Raw genomic sequence first — 21358 nt, 5'->3', positions numbered from 1 at the left:
ACTATGAGAATTTTGGTGACCGGCGGTGCTGGGTTTATTGGTTCCCATCTCATCGACCGACTAATGGCTGCTGGGCATGAATTAATATGCTTGGATAATTTTTACACTGGTCACAAACGTAATATCCTTAAATGGCTAGGTAATCCGTACTTTGAACTGATCCGCCACGATATTACCGAACCAATTCGGTTAGAAGTAGATCAAATTTATCATTTAGCTTGTCCAGCTTCACCAGTACATTACCAGTACAACCCAGTTAAAACCGTTAAAACTAACGTGATGGGAACACTGAACATGTTGGGGCTGGCTAAACGTGTGAAAGCTAGGTTTTTCTTGGCTTCAACTAGTGAAGTATACGGAGATCCAGAAGTTCATCCCCAAACTGAAGAGTATAGGGGTAGCGTCAATCCCATTGGCATACGTTCATGCTACGACGAAGGTAAAAGAATTGCTGAGACTCTAGCATTTGATTACTATAGGCAAAATAAAGTTGATATTCGAGTTGTGCGGATATTCAACACCTACGGGCCGAGAATGTTAGAAAACGATGGTCGGGTGGTGAGCAACTTTATAGTTCAAGCCTTACGGGGTAATCCTTTAACTGTCTATGGTGATGGTTCGCAAACTCGTAGTTTCTGCTACGTTTCCGATTTGGTAGAAGGATTCATCCGCCTAATGAATAGCGACTACATTGGCCCAGTCAACCTGGGCAATCCTGGTGAATACACGATTTTACAATTGGCCCAAACTGTGCAAAACATGATCAACCCAGACGCGCAGATTAAGTTCGAGGAACTACCTTTGGACGATCCCCGGCGTCGCCAGCCCGATATCACAAAGGCAAAAACTTGGTTAAATTGGGAACCCACCATTGCTCTCCAAGAGGGGTTAAAACTGACAATAGAAGATTTTCGCGATCGCATTCAAGGCGATGTCAATAATTCAACCATCTAAGCAGCCTTTAGTGTCGCTTTGAATTTTCATCCAGGCTCACCCTCCATAACTAATCTGCTTAGTGGCTGAGTTTACTGCCAGTGTGTAAGTGTCAAGTTGACAACTTCTTTTTGAAGACTAACCCAAAAAAGTGAGGAGCTAAAAAATGCGTGTTTGTGTGATTGGTACTGGTTATGTTGGTTTAGTTACAGGTGCTTGCTTGGCTCATATTGGGCATGAGGTAATTTGCGTAGACAACAACGAAGAAAAAGTTAAGTTGATGAAGTCTGGGCAGTCCCCAATTTTTGAGCCGGGACTCTCAGAAATTATGCAGTCTGCCATTCAAACAGAGAAAATTCATTTTACTAGCGATCTCGCTGCCGGAGTCACCCACGGGGAAATTCTGTTTATTGCTGTGGGAACACCACCTTTACCCACTGGTGAAAGTGATACTCGTTACGTCGAAGCTGTAGCCCGTGGCATCGGGGAAAATCTCAACGGTGGCTATAAAGTTATAGTCAATAAATCTACAGTACCCATTGGCTCAGGTGACTGGGTGCGGATGCTTGTTCTAGATGGTATTGCTGAACGGCAGAAAACACTGATACCCGCAGGTGGAGTGTCGAGTGATGAGAAATTACCTGAGTTTGCAGCCGAGTTTGATGTAGTCAGCAATCCAGAGTTTTTACGCGAAGGTTCGGCAGTTCACGACACCTTCAACCCCGATCGCATCGTACTAGGGGGCAATAGTCAAAGGGCAGTAGCCTTGATGAAGCAACTGTATGCCCCAATAGTCGAACGTAAGTTCGCTGAGGATCAATCTTTACCGCCTGTGCCAATTTTGGCAACAGACCTCAGCTCGGCGGAGATGATCAAATACGCCGCTAATGCCTTTTTAGCCACTAAGATTAGTTTTATTAACGAAGTCGCTAATATTTGCGATCGCGTCGGTGCTGATGTCACCCAAGTAGCCAAAGGTATCGGTCTAGACTCCCGCATTGGCAACAAGTTTTTACAAGCTGGTATTGGTTGGGGTGGTTCTTGCTTCCCTAAAGATGTCTCCGCCCTGATTCACACTGCTGATGACTATGGCTATGAAGCCCAGCTAATGAAAGCTGCTGTCAGTGTCAATGAACGCCAACGGTTGATTGCTTTAGAGAAACTTCAACAAGTTCTGAAAATCCTCAAAGGCAAAACAGTTGGACTACTCGGACTGACATTCAAACCAGATACCGACGACTTGCGCGACGCTCCAGCCCTCATCCTAATTGAGCAACTAAATAGACTAGGAGCTAAAGTCAAAGCTTACGACCCCATTATTTCCCAAACAGGTATGCGTCATGGTCTTTCTGGGGTGTTAGTGGAAACCGATGCCGAAAGACTAGCTGATGGCTGCGATGCTTTGGTACTTGTCACCGAATGGCAGCAGTTCAGCACTCTCGACTATGTAAAGATGGCAAAATTAATGGCCCACCCAGTTATCATCGATGGTCGTAACTTCCTCGACCCCGAAGCACTGATCCGCGCTGGATTCCAATATGTAGGCGTGGGACGGTAGAGAGTTAGGAGTTAGGAATGATAAATAAAAATTAAACCACACTATTTTGAGAACCATAGTTTTTAAAAGTAGTGGGAGCATCTTGCTCCCTGGTGGTAGTAGCGGGCAAGACTTCGGCGTGAGCGCTCAGTCGAACGCTGCCCGTACTACTCCAGAGTTCAAAATGGAGGAGGTTTAATACAACCTACAATCCAATACAGTTCAGTTAAGCATTTCTTCCTTCTCTCTGTGTCTCGCCAGTTGCTACAAACTCCTCCACCCCCCTTCGGGTGACGCTCGCAGGCTCGCTAACGGCAGTTCCTTATGGGGGAAACCCCCAAGACCGGACTGCCTCACCGCAACGCACTGGCTTTTTTGCGCCTCTGCGGTACCCTGCGGGAAGCCGTTCGCGTAGCGTCTCGTAGAGAAGCGTCTACGTTAAAAAAAATTAACTTTCACAAAGAGTTTTAGCCTTAACCCAAGCGTATTGACCCATAATAAATAACTCCTAACTCCCTTCAAAACCTCAAGATTTAAACTACCGCCTAGAATCTTCTAGGCGGTATTTAATTTGTTTAAAGCTTTCCTTTCCTTGGCATTTTTGCGTGAAAATATCATATCAAGCGCTATGTGGAATACGTTCAACTTCAGCATATCCACTGAAAATAAGTTTTTGTCCTTCAGTTTCTAATCTATTGAGTCTCATTTTCACTCCATCAAGGTCAAAACGATCCAAATCGACCATATTATCCAAAATTTCTACCAACGCTACGCTCAAAGTTTGCGAAATTTCCCTTTGCGCTTCTGGCACTTGGTCAAGTTGAATTTTTGGATCTTTGAAAGAAACTCGCCGCCGCCTTTCTATGCCTATGCTTAGGATCATACTCAGGGGAACTAGTTCGCCATTGTTTAAATCTGCTTTTGCTACAAGCTGTAAACGATTTTCAGGTAATAGCTGTACCTCAACTTCCGTAAAGGAGACTGGTTCACCGCCAGATAATGCCGTCAGTGATGGTACGGTGAGGTTAAGTAGGCGCTTTTTCACCAGTTCCGCGTTAAAGGCTTGGTTGATGCCTGCTTCTGATAATATGACTTGAGCGATCGCTTGAGTAGGTTGTTTAAGGCTAAGTTTGCCACTTAAAACCGAGCCGAAGTCAATAGCAACCGCATCGGTTTCAAAAGACATCTCCTCTACTGCGAAATCTTTCCGAATCACCAAGCCACGACCGCTCATTTTGAAGCTATCAATGCTGCCTTGCAACAGTTTGCTGGAGGGGTAGCAGCGCACAAAGACTTCTACTGACTCGCTTTGGGTAAACAGGTGGCGAATCGTTTGGCTGGCGACCGTGTTGAGCATCCGCTCTCCCCAATCTGTGCCTTTAGGATCTTGTAAACCAGTAAGTCCGCCGAACATGTGGTTTTGGGTCTCTAGAAGTTCTTTGTACTTTTGTAACAAACTGTGAAGAATACAGCAAGCGATCCCGTGATTAATTGTGCTGATGGATAGGAGTTGGATGGCTGATGGTTGATATGGTAGTGTATTAAATATTACTAGCTTACTTCTGTTAGCATTAGATATTAACAAAGGAAGCTAATGCAGCCCCACTAGATTTTGGGCAGTGGGTGCGATTGCGGTTCAATTAACAACAGTCTCGAGCCAGTGGAGGCAGACGTAATACCTTGGTTTTGTCTCACCACAATCTACCTGTCATCTGTGCGCTTGTGTGACAATGCGGTAGCGACTTCTGGGTTAATGCATACAGCGTTAAGTAGGTGGGCGTTAAAAAAGCCAACTAAATTAAGAAATGTAAATCTTTTAAAAGCTTATATTCAAACCGTTTTTGGTGCTTTACATAAGTTGACGTAGTTCGCTTTAATTGTGCCTACCTACTTACTGTACTATTAAAGATAGTACCAAGATTTAAATTACAGAGTATGGGACTAAGCAAGTTAGAAGGTGATGAGGTAATGCCTCACTGCGAATTATACCCTCAATATTTTCTGAATTTTTCAACAAATAATCCATAAATTTGATATTTACCAAACTGTTTTCTTTTGGACAGAGGGAGTTTAGAAATTAGTGTTGTGATTTTAAAGATAATTCTAAATCAATAGAACTTAATTAAGTTAATTCCTTCTCATATCTGAACTCGAATAGAAGCATGAGTTAGATGGAATTGTTGAGTTTAAAAGGTGATCCAATGCTAGACAACGTACAAAAAAAATTTAAAATCCCATTAGCTACTTATGTATTGATTTCCGCTTTACTGCCATTTCCTGTTACCTTATTATTTGCTGTGATTTCGGAGATGCAGAAGCCAGCAGTAGCATTAGTTAGTAACCGAGTATCTGAGAAGAATTTACTATTAAAAACTAAACAATCTATTCTAATTGTACTTGATGATACTTATTGGGGGGCGCAACATGATTTTGAAATTATGATGCCAGGAAAAGTAGAAAGTAACGACTCTAGCCAATTGACATCATGGAGTGCTACTAGTCAGACGACATACATTATTATCCAGAAAGATTTACCTCGAGATATTTTCTATTTATCTACTCAAGAAATTCGGCAATTGCTGCAAAGCTCAATGCGAGAAAAGATTGTTAAAAAAGGTAAAGTAGTTAAAAGTACCAATCTTGTCATTGATGAAGCTCCTGGTATAGAGTTGGTGGTGCAAAATGATGACGGCACATTGGGACAATATCAAGCGTTTTTGGTTAAAGGACGTATGTACGTTCTGGGAGCCGTAGCAGATAATGAATTAACTACAGAAACTGTTAATTTCTTTGATTCTTTCAGGGTTTATCCACAGAGAATTCGTTACTCCGAGTGATCAGATGCGGATTTATAATGTTGCATAGGATGTTGGTGATAGCGATCGCTGAAATATACTGATAAAACTTTTCACCAAGTGCGTAGACGGGGAGCGGCTTGTTGTCAGACATTGCCTCTCTGCTAATCATGAGGCGATCTGCTAAATTGCCGGATGATATCTCGGTTCAGGAATTAGTTTTCCCTCAATTTTGGCAGCATCTAACCATGCTGCTTTTGCTTGCAAGACTTCACGAAGCGCTTCCTCTTCAGTTAAACCAAATGCTGAACAGTATTTCAGATCAGGAATATCAGCAATATAGCCCTTATCTTATTCACTATAGAAAATATTAATATAATAGTGTTTCATACTTAGCTCAGTATCGCCACCAAAATCCGAAGCAAGTCGTCTATGTCAGCAGGAACACGATATAAATTCAGGTCTTGAGTTATTTGTTTACTTTCTCGATTCAATAGAGCAAATTGCCAAATATCCCCTGTAGAAACAGCCCCCTGTAAATTTGGTTCTTGAGAGTCGGTCCACGCATCAATAGCAGACTTAATCACATCTGTTACTGCCTGATTAGTCTGCTGTTGAATAAAGGCTAGTTTGTCAGCATACTCGTCATCTAATCGCGCATTAATTCGCATGGTTAGGTTCGTTTGTCATACACGTGTATGACAAAAATAACATACCTTCTACCTCGTCAACAACTTCCGCCGCAGATTATCCAACGCTGCATTCGCGCTGACATGACGAATTAGAGCGCGTCCTCGCACTGTACCAAACTGATACTCAAAACTTGTCACTTCATCCTTTGGCCCAGCTAAACCAACGTAAACTAAACCCACTGGCTTAGTATCTGTCCCTCCAGTTGGGCCAGCAATTCCAGTAATACTCAATCCCCAAGTTGTTGCAAGGCGGGTTTTGACTCCAATTGCCATTTGCTCTGCAACAGTAGCACTTACTGCCCCAAATTTATCTAAATCTTCCTGGTTAACCCCCAGCAGCCCAACCTTCACCGAATTGTCATAAGAAATTACGCCACCCCAAAAGTAATCAGAACTTCCAGATATCTCAGTTAACATTTGCCCCAAACCGCCACCAGTGCAAGATTCTGCCACCGAAAGCGTTTCTTTTGATGTCCGCAATAACTGACCAACTACGGAAGCAAGAGTATCATTATTAACACCGTAGAAATCCAGTCCGGCAATTTCTTTAAGTTGTTTTTCAATGGGCGCAATTAAGGCTTCTGCTACTGCTTCTGAAGTGGCTTTAGCAGAGACTCGCAATCTTACTTCCCCCTTACCTGCATAAGGGGCGACTGTGGGATTTGGCAACTTCAAATAGGAAGCAACTTTTTCCGCCAAAGCAGATTCACCAATACCCCAAAATTTTAAACTCCGACTGTGAATAATTTCTTTACCCCAACCTTGACTTTTAAGAAATGGCACGGCTGTTTCTTCCCACATCGGATGCATTTCACTGGGAACACCGGGAAAGGTAAAAATCGTGATTTCAGGACGAGGTTGCCAAATAATACCGGGTGCTGTTCCAGTGGGGTTGGGGAGAATTTCTGCACCTTGGGGAATTAAAGCTTGCTTGCGGTTACTTGGGGACATAACCCGACCACGTTGGGCGAATTTCTGGGTTATGTCTTCGATGATATCAGAGCGTTCTACCAAGGGGACTTTAAAAAAATCGGCGATCGCTTCGCAGGTAAGATCATCTGGTGTCGGGCCAAGTCCACCAGTGAAAATAAGAATTTGCGCTCTGGAAATAGCAATTTCTATAACTTGCTTCAACCGTTCTGGATTATCCCCAACCACTGTTTGATAGTAATGGGGGATACCTAGCTGCGCTAATTGTTGCGCCAAATATTGAGCATTGCCGTTGAGGATATCTCCTAGCAGCAGTTCTGTACCAACACAAATAATTTCTGCACTCATTGGAAGGAATAGTAAGAAGTTAGGAGTTAGGAGTTAGGAGTTAGGAGTTAGGAGTTAGGAGTTAGGAGTTAGGAGTTAGGAGTTAGGAGTTAGAAGTTTGGAGTTCAAAACTTAAAACTCATCACTCTTAACTCTTAACTCCTAACTATCTATAATGTCAGGCTAGTGCTGCTACAGGAATTTCCAGGTGAGGATATAGGGGGAAGCGATCGCACAATGCCGCTACCCGTTGCCGACAATCTTGGGTTACTACGTCGGAATCTGGAGAAAGCAGGCGATCGCTAATAATATTTGCAATCTCGGTAAATTCTGCTACTCCTAAGCCTCGCGTGGTCATTGCGGGCGAACCTAACCTCAATCCACTGGTAACAAATGGCGATTGCGGATCAAAGGGAATAGTATTCTTGTTAGCAGTAATATTCACGGTACTAACTAGTTGATCCGCCTGCTTACCAGTTAGACCTACGGAGCGTAAATCTACTAATAGTAAATGGTTGTCAGTGCCATTAGACACCAACTTTAAACCCCGGTTTTGCAGTTGTTCGGCCAAAGCACGAGCATTTTCAATCACTTGGGCAGAATAGGTTTTAAACTCAGGCTTGAGGGCTTCTCCAAAAGCGACTGCCTTACCAGCAATGACGTGTTCCAATGGCCCGCCTTGGCTACCAGGAAAAACAGATTTATCTAGCTTTTTACCTAGTTCTGCGTCACTGGTCAAAATTAAACCACCTCTAGGTCCGCGTAGAGTCTTATGGGTAGTTGTTGTCACCACATGACAATGAGGAATGGGATCGGGATGAAGACCACTAGCAACTAAACCAGCAATGTGAGCAATATCGGCAAGTAAATAGGCACCGATTTCATCAGCAATACTACGGAACTTTTCAAAGTCAATTATACGGGGATATGCCGAATAACCACAAATCAGCAGCTTAGGACGCTCCCTCAGCGCCAGCTCCCGAATTTGGTCATAGTCAAGTTGTTCTGTTTGTTGACTAACCCCGTAATGACTAACTTGGAACCACTTACCTGAAACATTTACAGGGGAACCGTGGGTGAGATGTCCCCCATGAGACAAATCCATGCCCATAATTTTGTCCCCTGGTTGCAGCAGGGATAAGAACACTGCAAAATTGGCTTGTGCGCCAGAATGGGGTTGCACATTGGCATGAGCAGCACCAAATATCTGTTTAGCACGATTGATCGCTATTTGCTCGATTTTGTCTACAAACTCACAACCGCCATAGTAGCGTTTACCAGGTAAACCCTCGGCATATTTATTTGTCAGTACTGAACCTTGAGCCGCTAGTACAGCAGCAGAAGTAAAGTTTTCACTAGCAATCAACTCCAAGTGGTTTCGCTGACGCTGTAGTTCGTCGTTGATTAACTCTGCGATCGCTGGATCACTGGAGGAAAGAAAATCTGAATTAGTCCTAGTCACTTCAATTATCCTTATGGAAATTTGTACAACGCCTGATTTTCGTTGGATACACCACCTAAATAACAGTCAAGAGTAATGGTTTTTGACTGCTGCACAGAGGCGATTAATCGTCTCCGTACCCTGGAGGTTTATTTGTACCAACTTATTTATTATTAAACCCAAGCTCAATTAATGCATTAATTATCATAACCTTGCTTTTGGGAATCTTGATTTTGCTACGATCGCTCTGATGTGAGACAGAGGGAAAGGCGATCGCTTCGGTATTACCGTGGAGTGAATTCCGAGTCAGGAGTAGGAAATATACTGTAATATTAAGACACCATTGCCCTACTTAATTATTCGTGAACAACAAGATCCCCGACTTCTTAGAGAAGTCGGGGATCTGGGGGTTGCAATTTTCACAAATCAAACAGGATTAATATAGCGATTTTGATAGTAAGCCAAAATCTGGTTAACTCGTTGCCGACATTCTAAACCAGAGTTTGCCCTCCACGAAAGGCTCAAACCACCAATTTGACTTTGATTGTAATCAAATTCTTGGGATGATTGGGGAATTAAATCTACTTCCACCCCTTCGATTTGACGTAAATGCGCTGCTATTTCTCTATAGACAGCTAAAGGCAAACCAGCGAATTCAATTTTTTCCTTAGTCTCCATCTTTATGAAGCTCCCACATTAAAGGTATTTTGGGGGGGCGTTGTCGCTGAAACAGGATTGCCGGTAGCAGATACAGCAGACGGCGTTGAGTTGACAGCCCCTTCCCCTACCATTTTGGCAACTTCGATACCAAATTGTTCGAGAATCACAATCGGGTTGGAGCCTCCATTCATTTCAATACGTTTAATCAGTACGCCATTTGCTAATCGCTGTCCCGCCTGGACATAGCGACTCGCTGGCTCATCGGGTACTTTGATAATTGCCTGTGGTTCCTTACTAATTAGAACTACACCAGTCACAATAACTGCCCTTGCTAAGTCAGGTTGCGCTGGTGGTGGCAATACAGAGACTAAAGTCGGGTTGGCGACAACTTGAGGCAAAAGCTTAGGCAAGACCGAAATCAAGGTAGGATTGACTTTTTTTGGTACAGGTTTCTGTTGATTTAAAGCTATCCTGGGTGTTGGAAGTTTTGGTTTTACTACCAATGCAGTCGGTAGCTTAGGCAACACGGGAACTGGTCTTCCAGGTGTTTTAGACATTCCGGGAACCAGTTGCCCGAAAACTTGTGCAAAGGGGTCACTCCGATTTTTTGATATCTCAACTAACCGCACCCGCTCTGTAGCATTAGTGGATTGAATCAAGCTAGCAGATGCAGGATTAACTTGTGAAACCTGTTTGGCAGGTATCACTGGATTCTTAAAGGATTGAGCCGTTGGTAGCGACTTTTTGGCTATTTGGGGAATTGGCGCAGGATTGATAGCTTGTTGTGTATCTTCAGAAGCACATCCAGCGATCGCCAAAGTTAGAATAGCTGCAATTGTAATTTTTGAAGTTCTGCCCATGAGCCTTTCTCAAAAGCCATTGGAAAATTGAAAAGTGGAAATCAATATGCCTAAAATTTGTATCAAAGGCAAAGTATGTTCCCTTTATAACCTAATTTTTGACATTTCAAGGGTTATTTTTAGCACTACCTACCCAGCATAACTGCGGGTTGGTGTTTGTTTGCAATCAATCCTCTGCCACACCCATAAGCTCTTTCATTAAATCCAGACCCTTCTTGACTCTACGGGAAACTGTTACTACACTGATGCCCAAATGTTCTGCAACTTGTTTTTGTGTCAAATCTTGCAAGAATACACATTCCAACACATCGCGGGTGCGTTTTTCTAGCTGAAGCAATGCTTGTTGTAAGCGAAGTTGGTCTTCTTGTGCCAGTTGAAAGCTGCGATAGTTAGGATCTGGAACCAATTCTCCCAAACAGGTAGAGCCTTCTTCTCCATCTTGGATTGGCACATCAAGACTTAAGGGAGCGCGATTAACCCATGCTAATTTAATTTCTTGCCATTCATTTGGAGAAATTTCTAGTGCTGCTGCTAATTCTGAGTCGCTTGGTTGGCGATTATGTTTTGCCCGCCAAGAACGTGAAACTCCTATTGCTTGCTGTTGCAGCGCCAACCACCTGCGAGGAATTCGCACGGTGACACCTTTATCTCGGAGATAGTGTTGAATTTCACCCCGAATATAGGGAAGAGCGTAGGAACTGAAGGCGTGTCCTTTAGAAAGTTCAAATCTTTCAATCGCCCTGATTAAACCCAAACATCCAACCTGGAGCAAATCATCGTAGGTTTCATGACATTGATTTGTCCAGTAGTGAGCTTCTTTTCTCACAAGTCCAAAATTGAGTTTTACGAGTTGATTGCGGACATTTTCTGACGGAGATTGCTGATATTCTCGCAACAACTGCCAAATTTCGTGTTTTAGTTCATTGGTGACTGTGGTAGGCATAGCACCGGGTTTAGTGAGCAAATAAAGAATCAATTATTCGTTTTTAAATTCAGCTGCGATGGCGTACACGCCCGCCGTAGGCATCGCACGATATCAAAGACAATATCGCGCTATTTTTCCTAGAAAATACTATGGTAGATAGCAAAGCTTTTCTATCAAAATTACATAGGGTGCTTGACAATCGAGCAAAATTTAAATGGGCGAAATCACCATTTAGTTTGTTATTTATCTTTGGTATGACCTGTAGCTTTTTTTAGAACTACATAGGAATAAAATATAAAATTAATCACTAAATATCAAACCGAGATTGTACTTAACTTGAATTAATTAATGATGAAGCTAATTTAGAGAAACAAAACAACAGTGGTTAGGTTTTTGTTGGATAAGCAAAAGTTGGATTTACAGTAAAATTACGTGTCTATTCAACTGAGATTTATCCAATAATTAAAAATTACTAATAATCTTAAAAAAATAATCCGTGTATTTACTCAAGCCAATAAAAAAAGGGCTTATCACCCTTTTTTGTACTTAAGTCTATGGTCAATGGCACTACGCGAACGTCTGAAATGTCTTTAATTTTGAATTTTGAATTTTGAATTGTTAATATGTCATCTCGTCCCCAGACTCCAGGCTGGGAAACAGTTGCGGCAAGGGCTGTATCTTAACTTAGTGCCATTCGTCTATAGTTTTTTAATAAAAGGGAAAAGGGATGAATCAATTCACCCACAAAACCCAGGTATCATACTTTTCCCAATTGCAAGAGTTATTTCGCCCACAATTTTGCTCTACTTTAACTTTTCCCCATCTTTGTAGAAAACCTATCAACCCTCCTGAAAAAAGATGGTAAATATAGCGCTTCTCGGTTGAGTTCAATACAGACCTAACCCCCAGCCTCTTAAAAGCAAGGAAAGGGGATTAACTGTATTGCATACAAAGGAGAACCGCTATAAGTTAAGTTTTGTGATCAAGTCTGATAGTTACAGAATTGTCGTTCTGAGTACCAGTCAGTTAAGTTACTTTCGAGGATTTAGCTACGAGTCGGTTCAACACGTCCATAAAATAGACCGCGAATCTTAACTTCTTTAGGTTCGCCAGCACCTAAATCTGTATCAGATGGCTGTTCGCTCTCGAAAGTACCAGCAATTTCACCACTAGAGTTATCCACTTTAGCGATTTGCAGAGAAATCTTGCCAGTGAGAATTTCAGCACGCTTGACGTTAGTGCGGGTAAGTTCCTCATCATCCGCTTGGGCGGGGAGAGCCACAGCATTATCGTAGCCACTGACGACACCACGACCCTTGGGATCGAGGAAGGCAGCACCACGATAGGAAGGAACTTTGAAGGTGCCTTCAAAGTCCGTGGAGGTGTTGATGCTGGTCAAACTGGGTTGGGTTTGAGCAACCAAGTTTTTGATGGTGAACAGGAAAGGTACTCGCTCACCACCAGGAAGTTGCACTGTGATGGCTTGGAAATCCAGACCATCGGTTTCCGCAAAGGTCAGGCTATTATCGGCGTTGATTTTTAAGTTACCTTGCACCTGGTCAATGGTGGAAGTGTATCTGGTCAACAATTTACCAGCAACAAATTCTGCTTCTTGGCGTTTATTAGCAGGTTCTTCTTTGATGAAGAAGCTAGTTGGTTCCAAGCAAAGTTCTTTGATGGCATAAGACTGGCTAGAATCAATGGGAATAGAACCACGGCTTGTTTCTGCTAGTTGGGGGCATTTGTTAGCCAAACCAGTGCCACGAATTTGATCGTAAGTGAGTACATCTCTACCACTACTACTAGTAGGAGCATCACTACAAGCAGTTATTAGACCCAGGCACAAAGCCAAGAATGCAACAATTAAAGCGCGATACCTCATGGTCAACCTCAATCTCAAAAATTAATATCTAAGTTGTAAAACTGCATCGAAGCTTTGATCTCTGATGAGAAGCCGCTACTCTGCAAAAAGCTACCTTTGGTCGGATACGGCTTTGCTCTGCTTAAGAGAGTTGAAGCAAGTGTCCGGGACTTTAGGTTGTCAGCCTCTGCTCAAACTTTTCTCTGCTAAACGTGTTAAACGTGTCGCTCTCTTGAGCTTGGGGTGTAAACCCCAGACTAAGTAGCACACTGCATCCATTTTGGATGTGTGTTACTTGGGGAGCAAAAAACCAGCAGTTTTACTGTTGGTGGCATTTGTTAGAGTTGGGCGGGTGGATGAGTAAGCTCCACACAGAGCAATAAATGCTTGCCTCGAAGAGCGCGAAGAGGGGTGTCTGCTTCGCACTTTGCTTTTGCATATAGCAAAAGCAGCATCGCCCAAGTCTTTTTGTATCATGTATGTGACGCTACTACATACAGCCCATTGTTTGATGGGTAAATCAGCCAGATCATACGATTTTTTTTAACTCAAAATCAAAGTACTCAAAATCGAAGAAAGTCTCGTTCTGATCACATCTAGCTGCTGTGGAGGCTATGCTAAAGGTTACTACGCTCTTTTAGGAGCGATCGCAATTGCTTTTGATAAAGATACAAATCTAGTTATATTCACCCCTGACTAGGGCAAGTGAGGGTACAAGAGCGACAAACTAGGGAAAATTAAAAATCTCCGGTAAATTTGAGTTGACCTCAATTTATACGGAAAGGGTGGCATGAACGATCACAAAAATCTGGAATTAGAGAAGTTGTCCTCTCAACTGCAAGCGATCGCAACTGTGGTAGGTGATACAGTTACAACTTGTAAAGACGATACTGTAGCTCTTTTAGCTTTATTGCGGCAATTGGAGCAGTTACACCGAGAGATCCGGGATGGGGTTTTTCAAGAGAGTTTGCCTGTTAACCGTCAGCAACTCTACTCACTGCTGAAAGATATTGAGTCTGAGGGAGGCTGGCCTTATATTGAGCGGATGAGACTACAAGCTTTTTTAGCCAATTTGCCACAAGAGCGTCCCGAAGAAAATAACCATGAAGTTTTGCAGAGCGATCGCTCCTTGAGCTGATCATCCCGAAAATTATTTTGTAGCTCTGAATTAACAACTCTGATCGCCTCATCAACCGCTAAACCAAAAGCGGTTCCTGATTGAGGCTTCAATCTAATTCGTAATTCCTAATTAAAGAGGGTTTTTACGGGTTATGCCATCACAAAGAAGGCGATCGCGCTTCTCAAGATTGTGATTGTGCTTGAGGTAATCGCCCACCCAGTCGCAACCACGAACAAGCAAATCATCAAGGTGTAAATTCCATAGAATTATCGTCTTGTCATCACTAGCTGATGCTAATGTTTGGCCATCTGGGCTAAAACTGACACTTAAGACTGAAGCGCGATGCCCATTGAGACTTTTAATTAATTTGCCGTCACTGCTCCAGAGTTTCACTGTACTGTCCCAACTGGCGGCGGCGAGCAATTCACCATTGGGGCTGAAACTGACGGCATTAACGCTATCGCTGTACCCTTTTAATAGGGTTTTTAACAACGTCCCATCCCGTCGCCACAGTTTCACGGTGTTATCCCAGCTAGCAGAAGCGAGTAACTCGTCGGTGGGACTAAAGCTGACACCCATCACCCAGCTGTCATTCGGCGAGAAAGTTTTAAGCAAAGTACCATCCCTTTGCCAAAGTTTAACAGTTTGATCGTCACTGGCAGAGGCTAAAACCTGACTATCATGGCTGAAATTTACGCTATTTACCCAACCCTGATGCCCCACTAAGGTTTTGAGCAACTTGCCTTGACGGTTCCAAAGTTTCACTGTTTTATCTTTGCTAGCTGATGCTAAAAACTGACCATCAGGACTGAAATTGACGCTCATCACACCATCGTTATGCCCGTGGAGAGTCCTGATTAAAGTACCGTCAAGCCGCCAAAGTTTAACTGTTTTGTCAAAACTTCCTGAGGCCAGGATTTCACTTTTTGGGTCAAAACTGACACTAGAAACTTGGTCTGTGTGCCCCACCAAAGTTTTGTATAGTCTGGTTTTTACCTCGCCACTAGTGGTGTAGCGTTGCCAAAGTTTGACAGTGCGATCGCTACTACCAGAAGCTAGCATCTGACCGTCGGGACTCCAAGCAACGCTCAAAACTCGCTTCTGATGCCCTTGCAGAATAGACGGTGTTGGAGCATCTAAACTCCATAGTTTCACGCTTTTGTCGAAACTTCCTGATGCCAGCAGTTTGTTATTTGGACTGAAAGCGATGCTGACGACAGCATCGCTGTGTCCTTTGAAGGTTTTGAGTAAAGCACCTGTGATACTCCAGAGGTTTATGGTTTTGTCTTCACTTGCGGAAGCTAACTTTTTACTATCGGAACTAAAGCTCAAACTCCACACTGTATTGCTATGCTGTCGTAAAGTTTTGTAAAGACGAAAGTCAAAACCGTCTTTCGCACTGTTAATCTCCCGCTGCCAAAGTTTCACTGTCTTATCTCGACCTGTTGATGCCAAAAATTTACCATCCGGGCTGAAAACAGCTACAATCACACCGTCCTGATGTCCTTGTAAAGTTGTAACCAGGCTACCGTCCCGTCGCCAGATTTTCACTGTCTTGTCGTCGCTGGCCGAGGCGATAAATTGACCATCGGGACTGAAGTTTACCCAGTTAACCCACCCTTGATGTCCCCTTAGTATTTTTACTAAGCTACCGTCTTTCCGCCAGAGTTTTATGGTTTTATCCTTACTGCCACTAGCTAGTAATTCGCCATCAGGACTGAAATTAACGCTATAAACCCAATCTCCATGTCCTTTCAGGGTTTTATATGGCTTAGGGTTAAATTCACCTGTAACCGGGTTTTTGTGCCAAATTTGCACTGTTTTGTCGAGGCTGCCAGAGGCTAGGCTTTGACCATCCGGGCTAAAACTTACACAACTAACAGCATCAGTGTGACCTTTGAGGGTTTGGAGTAAGGTACCGTCAGGACGCCAAAGTTTCACTGTCTGATCTCGACTACCTGATGCTAGCAACTGACCATCTGGGCTGAAAGTTACTCCCCAAACAATATCAGTATGCCCTTCTAGGCGGTTAACCTCCGTTACGCCATAAACTGCCTGTTGCAGGGCTGTCACCACTCGCATTCGGGTATCTGGTTGCACAACCTCTGCCTGTTTAAGCCCTCTCCAAGCCCGCAAACTTTCTAATAGGGCATCAAATTCTTTATTGGAGGCAAACAAAGCTTCGCTAGTAGCAGTGATCGCACTAATGTTGAAGTTGGTTTCACTGCTTTCAGCTCGGAGAGTTTGGCGGACTGCTGCTCTTTTTTGCAAGTCGGCTTGCCACCATAATGCTGCTATTGTTCCCCCCATGATTGCCAGGATCGCGCCTGCGATCCGTGCTTCTCGCAGTCGCCGTTGCAGCACCAAATTTAGTTGCTGTTGACTAAGTTTTTGGGCTACTTCCGCTCTAGTTTTTTCAAGTTTGATTTTTTCTAATTCGGCGAGCATACCATAATTGTTCTTTTGGCGAATTGGTTCAACTAAATAATCGTGAACCAACTGATAGCGATCGCCTAACTCTTCTCTAACTCGCAACACCAAACCAGAACCCACCAATATTTCTAAAATCAGTTCCCCAACTGTGTTAAAGCTTGATATTGTATCTATATGATTATTATTAACTAATGTAGCCGCTAAATCACCTTTAGTTTTTAACGGTCGCGTTCCCTTTTCATCAGTTAACTCAAATAATAACTTCCAACTTAACTCTTCATTTTGTTGACCGCAATCTTTTATCACTTCCCCCAGCCAGCGTTCCACCAATTTTGTCGAGCCACCACAAAGCTTATATTGTCCCAATGTGGTAATGTTTTCTATTTGGAGTTGAGCGCCGACTATTTGTAATTCAATTGGATGTACTTCGTCTAATTCTCCTGTCAAATCCTGCACTAATCGGTTAATTAATTCCTCACTCAGTTCATAATGTGAACGTTGAGTCAGACTTTGAATTATGGCTTTGGCATCTTGACTAGAGAATTTTCCTAAATAGTAGCGAATATCTTTATCGAGAATATTTTTATTAATTACGCCTAAATCATATAATCCAGTACTATTTTTCTGGCTCAAACGTTCAAATTCTAATAAATGATGTAAATAATCTTCTCGTAAGGAAAGAATAATTTTTACATAAGAAATATTTAAACATTCACTAAAGAATTTATAAAATTCTATTCTTTGTGTGGGAGGATTACTAACAAAAAAAAATTCTTCAAACTGGTCTAATATGATAACTATTGTATGATTTCGCTCAGATGCTAACCGAATTTTTTCTACTAGAATATTGGGTGTAGAGTCAAGACTAACGGATGTTCCTGTGTATGCCAGCGCTTGGTTCATACTGTTGATTAAGATTGTCATCCAATCAGTATAAACAGATAAAACAATCGGTATTGCAATACGTTCACCGATAACTTTTCCTTTGATTGCTGGGACTAAACCAGCTTTGAGAATTGAACTTTTACCTACACCTGATGGCCCATAAATTACTGTGAGTTTGTAGTCAGCACGGCTAATTCTTTCAATTAAGCGATTGACATCTTGTTGCCGTCCAGAAGCAGATATTTCTTGAGCAATTTCTTCAGGAATAAACGGTATTTTGTCAGGTTCCAGTACTGGGTTAATTCTGGGGCGTTGTGGCTGCAATTGACTTGCCCCGATAAAGGCACGAAAGCCATACTGATGTTCTATTTTAATTTTTTCTTGCTTCAGCTTAAAGGCTTCTGTATAGTTATGACGCTCAAAAAAGTAAAGCGATCGCAGTTCCTCTAAAATCTCTAAGTAAAGTGATGGCTGATGTTGTAGCTCACAAACTACCCTCGCCCATTCCAAATTATTAATAGCTTCCTCCGACTCACCCAGATGCCTTTGTGTACGTGCGAGCAAGAGAAGATACCAACTTTCTTGTCGCCGCGTTCGCAAAGCTTCTCGCAGAGAAACTTCTGTTGCTTCTTCGGAAATAGAAAGTGCTGTATTCGCTAATTCATAAGCCAGTACCCAATTCGACTCCGAAGCCGCCACATTTGCCAAAAAGCCGTAATTTTGAGCAACTTGTGTGGGAGTTCCATAAATTTTATGTAGATGTAATGACTTTTGAGCTAATTCTTTTAACTCATCCCAGGCTTGTAATCGTTGCAGCATTTCACAAGTAGGCAAAATGAATTTAGCAACTAAGTCTTCTCTTTGTACCTGCTCCAATACCTCCAAGCATTGCTTAAACCACAACAGAGCATGTTCGCAATAGCTACTAGTATTCTGGTATAAGTCTGCCATTCGGTGATAACAAAGCCCCAGGTGGAATAATACTATTGCTTGTTTGAGTAAAAAGGAGGAGAGGGAAGGGCGAGGGGATGAGATGGGCAAAGAAGAATTACTCTCCCACTGCGCTACTCTGTTTGCTTCCTGCTGCCACAACGCTAGGCTTCTTTGATAATTGGCTAAAGCACCATTAATTTGATCGTTGGCGTATTTATCTCGCCCCAACACAAATTCTAAACTAGCTTCTAATCCTGGTGTTAATTTAACACCATACAGACGCAGCAAATCATTACGGGCTGATTCTATTTCGTGGCGGTGTTGGGACTTGGGATCTAAATCTAGAAAGGCATTAGATAAAAAGGTTTCGGCACCTGCTGCTAGAACTTTAGCAAATAGAGATTCTTCTTCTTCACGGATCAAAGCAATTAAATCTGCTTTGGCCATTTCAAATTTAATAGTAGTTGCAGCCCAGCTTTTGAAATCAGGCGCTAATCTTGAAAGTAATGATGCTACATCATCTTGTAGCCATAACACCACTGGAAATGGAAAAGTCGCGGCATAGATATCTCGTGCTTGGTTGATGCCTGTAAGTAAGTTTTCCAGGTAGGTAGTTGACTCAATACCGAAAACCATCACGGCAGATGGCAAAGAGTCTGTAAGGACGGCAGGATTATCTAAAGATAGTTCTGAGACTATTGTGTTGTGTAAAGAAGTAGTTGAAGGATTGAGAACGATTTCTCTGATATAGATGTCTTTGGTGGTGGAGCGAATATTCTCTAACATTTGCTCACGTAATCGCCTATAGTTACATCGAACTAAAATCAGAGCAAATTGACCTTGAGAAAGTGCGATCGCTCTAATCAGTCTTTGCAAAGTATGCTGATTTTCTTTAGTGTAGAAGCGTAGCTGCTTGTCATTAGTCATTGGGAATTGGGCTTGGGGCATTGGGAATTGGGCATTTGTATTAGTATTAGAGACTGACAAATAACAAAATACCCAAAAAACTGGCTAAAAAACTCTCTCCTCCTCATTCCTCTGTGTCACGCCAGTTGCTTCTCCCCCTGGGAAAAGCTACGCGTAGCAAGATCCCCGGAGCGGTACAAGTCGGGTCACCGTCACCGCAAGGGCGCACTGGTTTCTCTATGTCTGGAGTGGTTCGTTTCTTTGGGTAATTTATTTCTTGGAAGTACCTTAATCTAATGACTAATAACTAATAACTAATGACTTGTTACTTATTTTGTTGCCAAGCCAAAACTTTTTCTGTTTCTGCCAAGGCTGGACTGATCCCAAACCAGCGACCTACAGGATCGCGATATTCAAACAGATACATACTTCTCAGTAAGCTCTGATAGTCAGACTCACCTTTAACTCTCTGCTGCTGCACTACTTCAAACAATAATTCCCACTGGGATTCATCAATAGCTAATAGCAGATCGTCGCGGTAGTCCTTAATCACGGCTTCTAAGCAGTCCCTAGAAAAAGGTGGATCTTGTCGTTGCAGGCAGCTATAAAGTAAACCCAATAAGTTACGAATGTGACCACCACTAACGCGACATATCCGATCCAAAGTTTGGGAGTGATCGAACAATTCTGTAATTAATGAAAGCCTTTCATTCAAAGGAACTTCTGGAAAAGCTCTTGCTAGAACTAATTGGCGCACTAATGACATCCCTGGTTCGTAGTCATTGCCATCTCTTTGCCGCACTAATACCATCGGCAGTACTTTCGGCGCAATCCCTCCCCCCAAACGATTTTTTAGTGTCTCATACTCATTGGAGAAAATTAACGTTAGGGGAATTGTGTAAACTAGGTGGCATTTGAGTCGGCGTAGCTGTTCACCTCGGTCGATAAAAAGGTATTCTGGTTGCGATCGCCCTGATGCTAAGGGACGCATATCCACTCGATCCAAATTATCTACAATCACTACCAGTCCTTTTTGACCCCGTAGCTTTAGCTGTTCAACAGCCTTTTCTAAAATTTCTTCGTTAATCGCTTGCAAAATACTATTGGTACGTGGTTCCAGATATTGCCTCAGTTGATTTCGCATCTGGGTGCTATCTTTGGTTTTGGCGGTAATTTTGGCAATACCCAAAGACAATTCTGCTTGTCCAGAAAGCTCTATGGGACTTTGCAAAAAATCGCCTACTTCTTTAAACAAATTGGTAAAGTAACCACCTTTGAGTTTGATGTTAATGCCTTCTAAACTGGCACTGACTTGACGGGCTACACTCAGCAAAATATCGCTGATATCAATATCCGCCATGTCTAAATCTTGACTAGACTCAAAATAAACCACATGAAATCCCGCTAATTCCAGTTCTGTCTTGAGGCGCTGTAATTCCGTTGACTTACCGCAGCCAATGTGGCCTGTAAATAACTGGCAGGTTGGCTCATCAGGAGAAATCCGAACGATAGTCCGTTGCAATTCTTCCACAATCTTGCAACCACGTACATCAGCAAAATCTATGTAATACTGCCGATCTAGCCCGTTACTTATATTTAGCGTGTAGCTGGGGTTACATGCTTTATAAAATCGTGACAAGTTTAATGTCGTTCTCATGTATGTAGAGGTGTATGTAGATGCAGTTTAATTCGTATTTTTTATACAATTAATCTCTATCCAGGATGTAAGCATACGATTGACTCACAAGTTGGGAGTGTCTTACAAGAAACATGACTTGGTGCATTATCACTGTCAGTAGTACGGTAGAGATTTAATTGACCATAATAACCTTAAGCACATCTGTCCTTTTTACACCTGCTATTGAGGTTTTGACAATCTCTAGCTTTTGTTTAATCTGGTGCAAACCTTTAATGCTTAGTGAATCAGTCAAAAAAGCTACAAGAGTACATGGTTCTCAGTTTGTATAACTGATGAGATAGGACTGGTATGAATTATAGCAAGGTACAGAGATATCTGAAATACTTATATATCACTTCGTATACTATTTGTCAAGAAAATAAAATTCTCAGCATCTGAATTAATATTTTGTAATCTTTAGGGAAAAATCTTCAAAAAGAAC

General features: G+C 42.5%; 17 protein-coding genes. 7 read left to right on the top strand and 10 right to left on the bottom strand.

Features of this window, described 5'->3' with window-relative positions; all coding sequences use genetic code 11:
- Positions 1 to 3: 3 nt before the first annotated feature.
- The 3 genes from V7K50_RS16920 to V7K50_RS16910 all read left to right on the top strand — a co-directional run bounded on the left by V7K50_RS16920 (position 4) and on the right by V7K50_RS16910 (position 2941).
- Positions 4 to 954, top strand: a complete 951-nt coding sequence (locus V7K50_RS16920; protein WP_334961930.1) for a UDP-glucuronic acid decarboxylase family protein — start codon at positions 4 to 6, stop codon at positions 952 to 954.
- Positions 955 to 1099: 145 nt separating this feature from the next.
- On the top strand, positions 1100 to 2491 hold the full coding sequence (locus V7K50_RS16915) for a UDP-glucose dehydrogenase family protein (protein ID WP_334961928.1): 1392 nt from the start codon (positions 1100 to 1102) through the stop codon (positions 2489 to 2491).
- 303 nt (positions 2492 to 2794) lie between these two features.
- Entirely contained in the window at positions 2795 to 2941 is a 147-nt protein-coding gene (locus tag V7K50_RS16910; RefSeq protein ID WP_334961926.1) for a hypothetical protein, read from the top strand.
- Between the two features lie 148 nt (positions 2942 to 3089).
- Here V7K50_RS16910 and V7K50_RS16905 read toward each other — a convergent pair whose 3' ends face one another.
- Complete coding sequence (locus V7K50_RS16905; protein WP_334962027.1) at positions 3090 to 3884, bottom strand: LmeA family phospholipid-binding protein; 795 nt, start codon at positions 3882 to 3884, stop codon at positions 3090 to 3092.
- A 494-nt stretch (positions 3885 to 4378) separates the two neighbouring features.
- Here V7K50_RS16905 and V7K50_RS16900 point away from each other — a divergent pair, with 494 nt between their 5' ends.
- The 3 genes from V7K50_RS16900 to V7K50_RS16890 all read left to right on the top strand — a co-directional run bounded on the left by V7K50_RS16900 (position 4379) and on the right by V7K50_RS16890 (position 5639).
- Entirely contained in the window at positions 4379 to 4498 is a 120-nt protein-coding gene (locus V7K50_RS16900; RefSeq protein WP_334962025.1) for an AAA-like domain-containing protein, read from the top strand.
- 173 nt (positions 4499 to 4671) lie between these two features.
- A complete protein-coding gene (locus V7K50_RS16895; protein ID WP_334961923.1) occupies positions 4672 to 5307 on the top strand; it encodes a hypothetical protein in 636 nt (211 codons plus the stop codon).
- Between the two features lie 101 nt (positions 5308 to 5408).
- Positions 5409 to 5639: a hypothetical protein gene (locus V7K50_RS16890; protein ID WP_334961921.1), complete on the top strand. Its 231-nt coding sequence runs from the start codon at positions 5409 to 5411 to the stop codon at positions 5637 to 5639.
- Between the two features lie 18 nt (positions 5640 to 5657).
- Here the strand turns inward: V7K50_RS16890 and V7K50_RS16885 are convergent, their stop codons facing one another.
- The 7 genes from V7K50_RS16885 to V7K50_RS16855 form a co-directional block, all read right to left on the bottom strand.
- On the bottom strand, positions 5658 to 5936 hold the full coding sequence (locus V7K50_RS16885) for a hypothetical protein (protein WP_334961919.1): 279 nt from the start codon (positions 5934 to 5936) through the stop codon (positions 5658 to 5660).
- Positions 5937 to 5984: 48 nt separating this feature from the next.
- Positions 5985 to 7235 carry a competence/damage-inducible protein A gene (locus tag V7K50_RS16880; protein ID WP_334961917.1) on the bottom strand — a complete coding sequence of 417 codons (1251 nt, stop codon included), beginning with the start codon at positions 7233 to 7235 and terminating at the stop codon, positions 5985 to 5987.
- A 157-nt stretch (positions 7236 to 7392) separates the two neighbouring features.
- Entirely contained in the window at positions 7393 to 8676 is a 1284-nt protein-coding gene (gene glyA / locus V7K50_RS16875; RefSeq protein WP_334961915.1) for a serine hydroxymethyltransferase, read from the bottom strand.
- 405 nt (positions 8677 to 9081) lie between these two features.
- The gene (locus tag V7K50_RS16870; protein ID WP_334961914.1) at positions 9082 to 9333 is read right to left on the bottom strand and encodes a hypothetical protein; all 252 of its coding nucleotides are present in this window, start codon (positions 9331 to 9333) and stop codon (positions 9082 to 9084) included.
- Positions 9334 to 9335: 2 nt separating this feature from the next.
- A complete protein-coding gene (locus V7K50_RS16865) occupies positions 9336 to 10175 on the bottom strand; it encodes a hypothetical protein (protein WP_334961912.1) in 840 nt (279 codons plus the stop codon).
- A gap of 166 nt (positions 10176 to 10341) precedes the next feature.
- Positions 10342 to 11118 carry an RNA polymerase sigma factor SigF gene (locus V7K50_RS16860; RefSeq protein WP_334798737.1) on the bottom strand — a complete coding sequence of 259 codons (777 nt, stop codon included), beginning with the start codon at positions 11116 to 11118 and terminating at the stop codon, positions 10342 to 10344.
- Between the two features lie 1027 nt (positions 11119 to 12145).
- Positions 12146 to 12982: a photosystem II manganese-stabilizing polypeptide gene (locus V7K50_RS16855; RefSeq protein WP_334961910.1), complete on the bottom strand. Its 837-nt coding sequence runs from the start codon at positions 12980 to 12982 to the stop codon at positions 12146 to 12148.
- 769 nt (positions 12983 to 13751) lie between these two features.
- Here V7K50_RS16855 and V7K50_RS16850 point away from each other — a divergent pair.
- Positions 13752 to 14099, top strand: coding sequence for a hypothetical protein (locus V7K50_RS16850; RefSeq protein ID WP_334961908.1), 348 nt, complete (start codon positions 13752 to 13754; stop codon positions 14097 to 14099).
- Positions 14100 to 14210: 111 nt separating this feature from the next.
- Here the strand turns inward: V7K50_RS16850 and V7K50_RS16845 are convergent, their stop codons facing one another.
- Together V7K50_RS16845 and V7K50_RS16840 are read right to left on the bottom strand one after the other, a co-directional pair.
- Positions 14211 to 19259, bottom strand: a complete 5049-nt coding sequence (locus V7K50_RS16845) for an nSTAND1 domain-containing NTPase (RefSeq protein ID WP_334961906.1) — start codon at positions 19257 to 19259, stop codon at positions 14211 to 14213.
- 304 nt (positions 19260 to 19563) lie between these two features.
- Positions 19564 to 20895 carry a P-loop NTPase fold protein gene (locus tag V7K50_RS16840; protein WP_334961904.1) on the bottom strand — a complete coding sequence of 444 codons (1332 nt, stop codon included), beginning with the start codon at positions 20893 to 20895 and terminating at the stop codon, positions 19564 to 19566.
- Between the last annotated feature and the right edge of the window lie 463 nt (positions 20896 to 21358).

The sequence above is a fragment of the Nostoc sp. genome (assembly GCF_036917135.1).
GTDB lineage: Bacteria > Cyanobacteriota > Cyanobacteriia > Cyanobacteriales > Nostocaceae > Nostoc.
The sequence above is the reverse complement of the archived record's forward strand: the minus strand, read 5'-3'. Positions and strand labels throughout refer to the sequence as shown.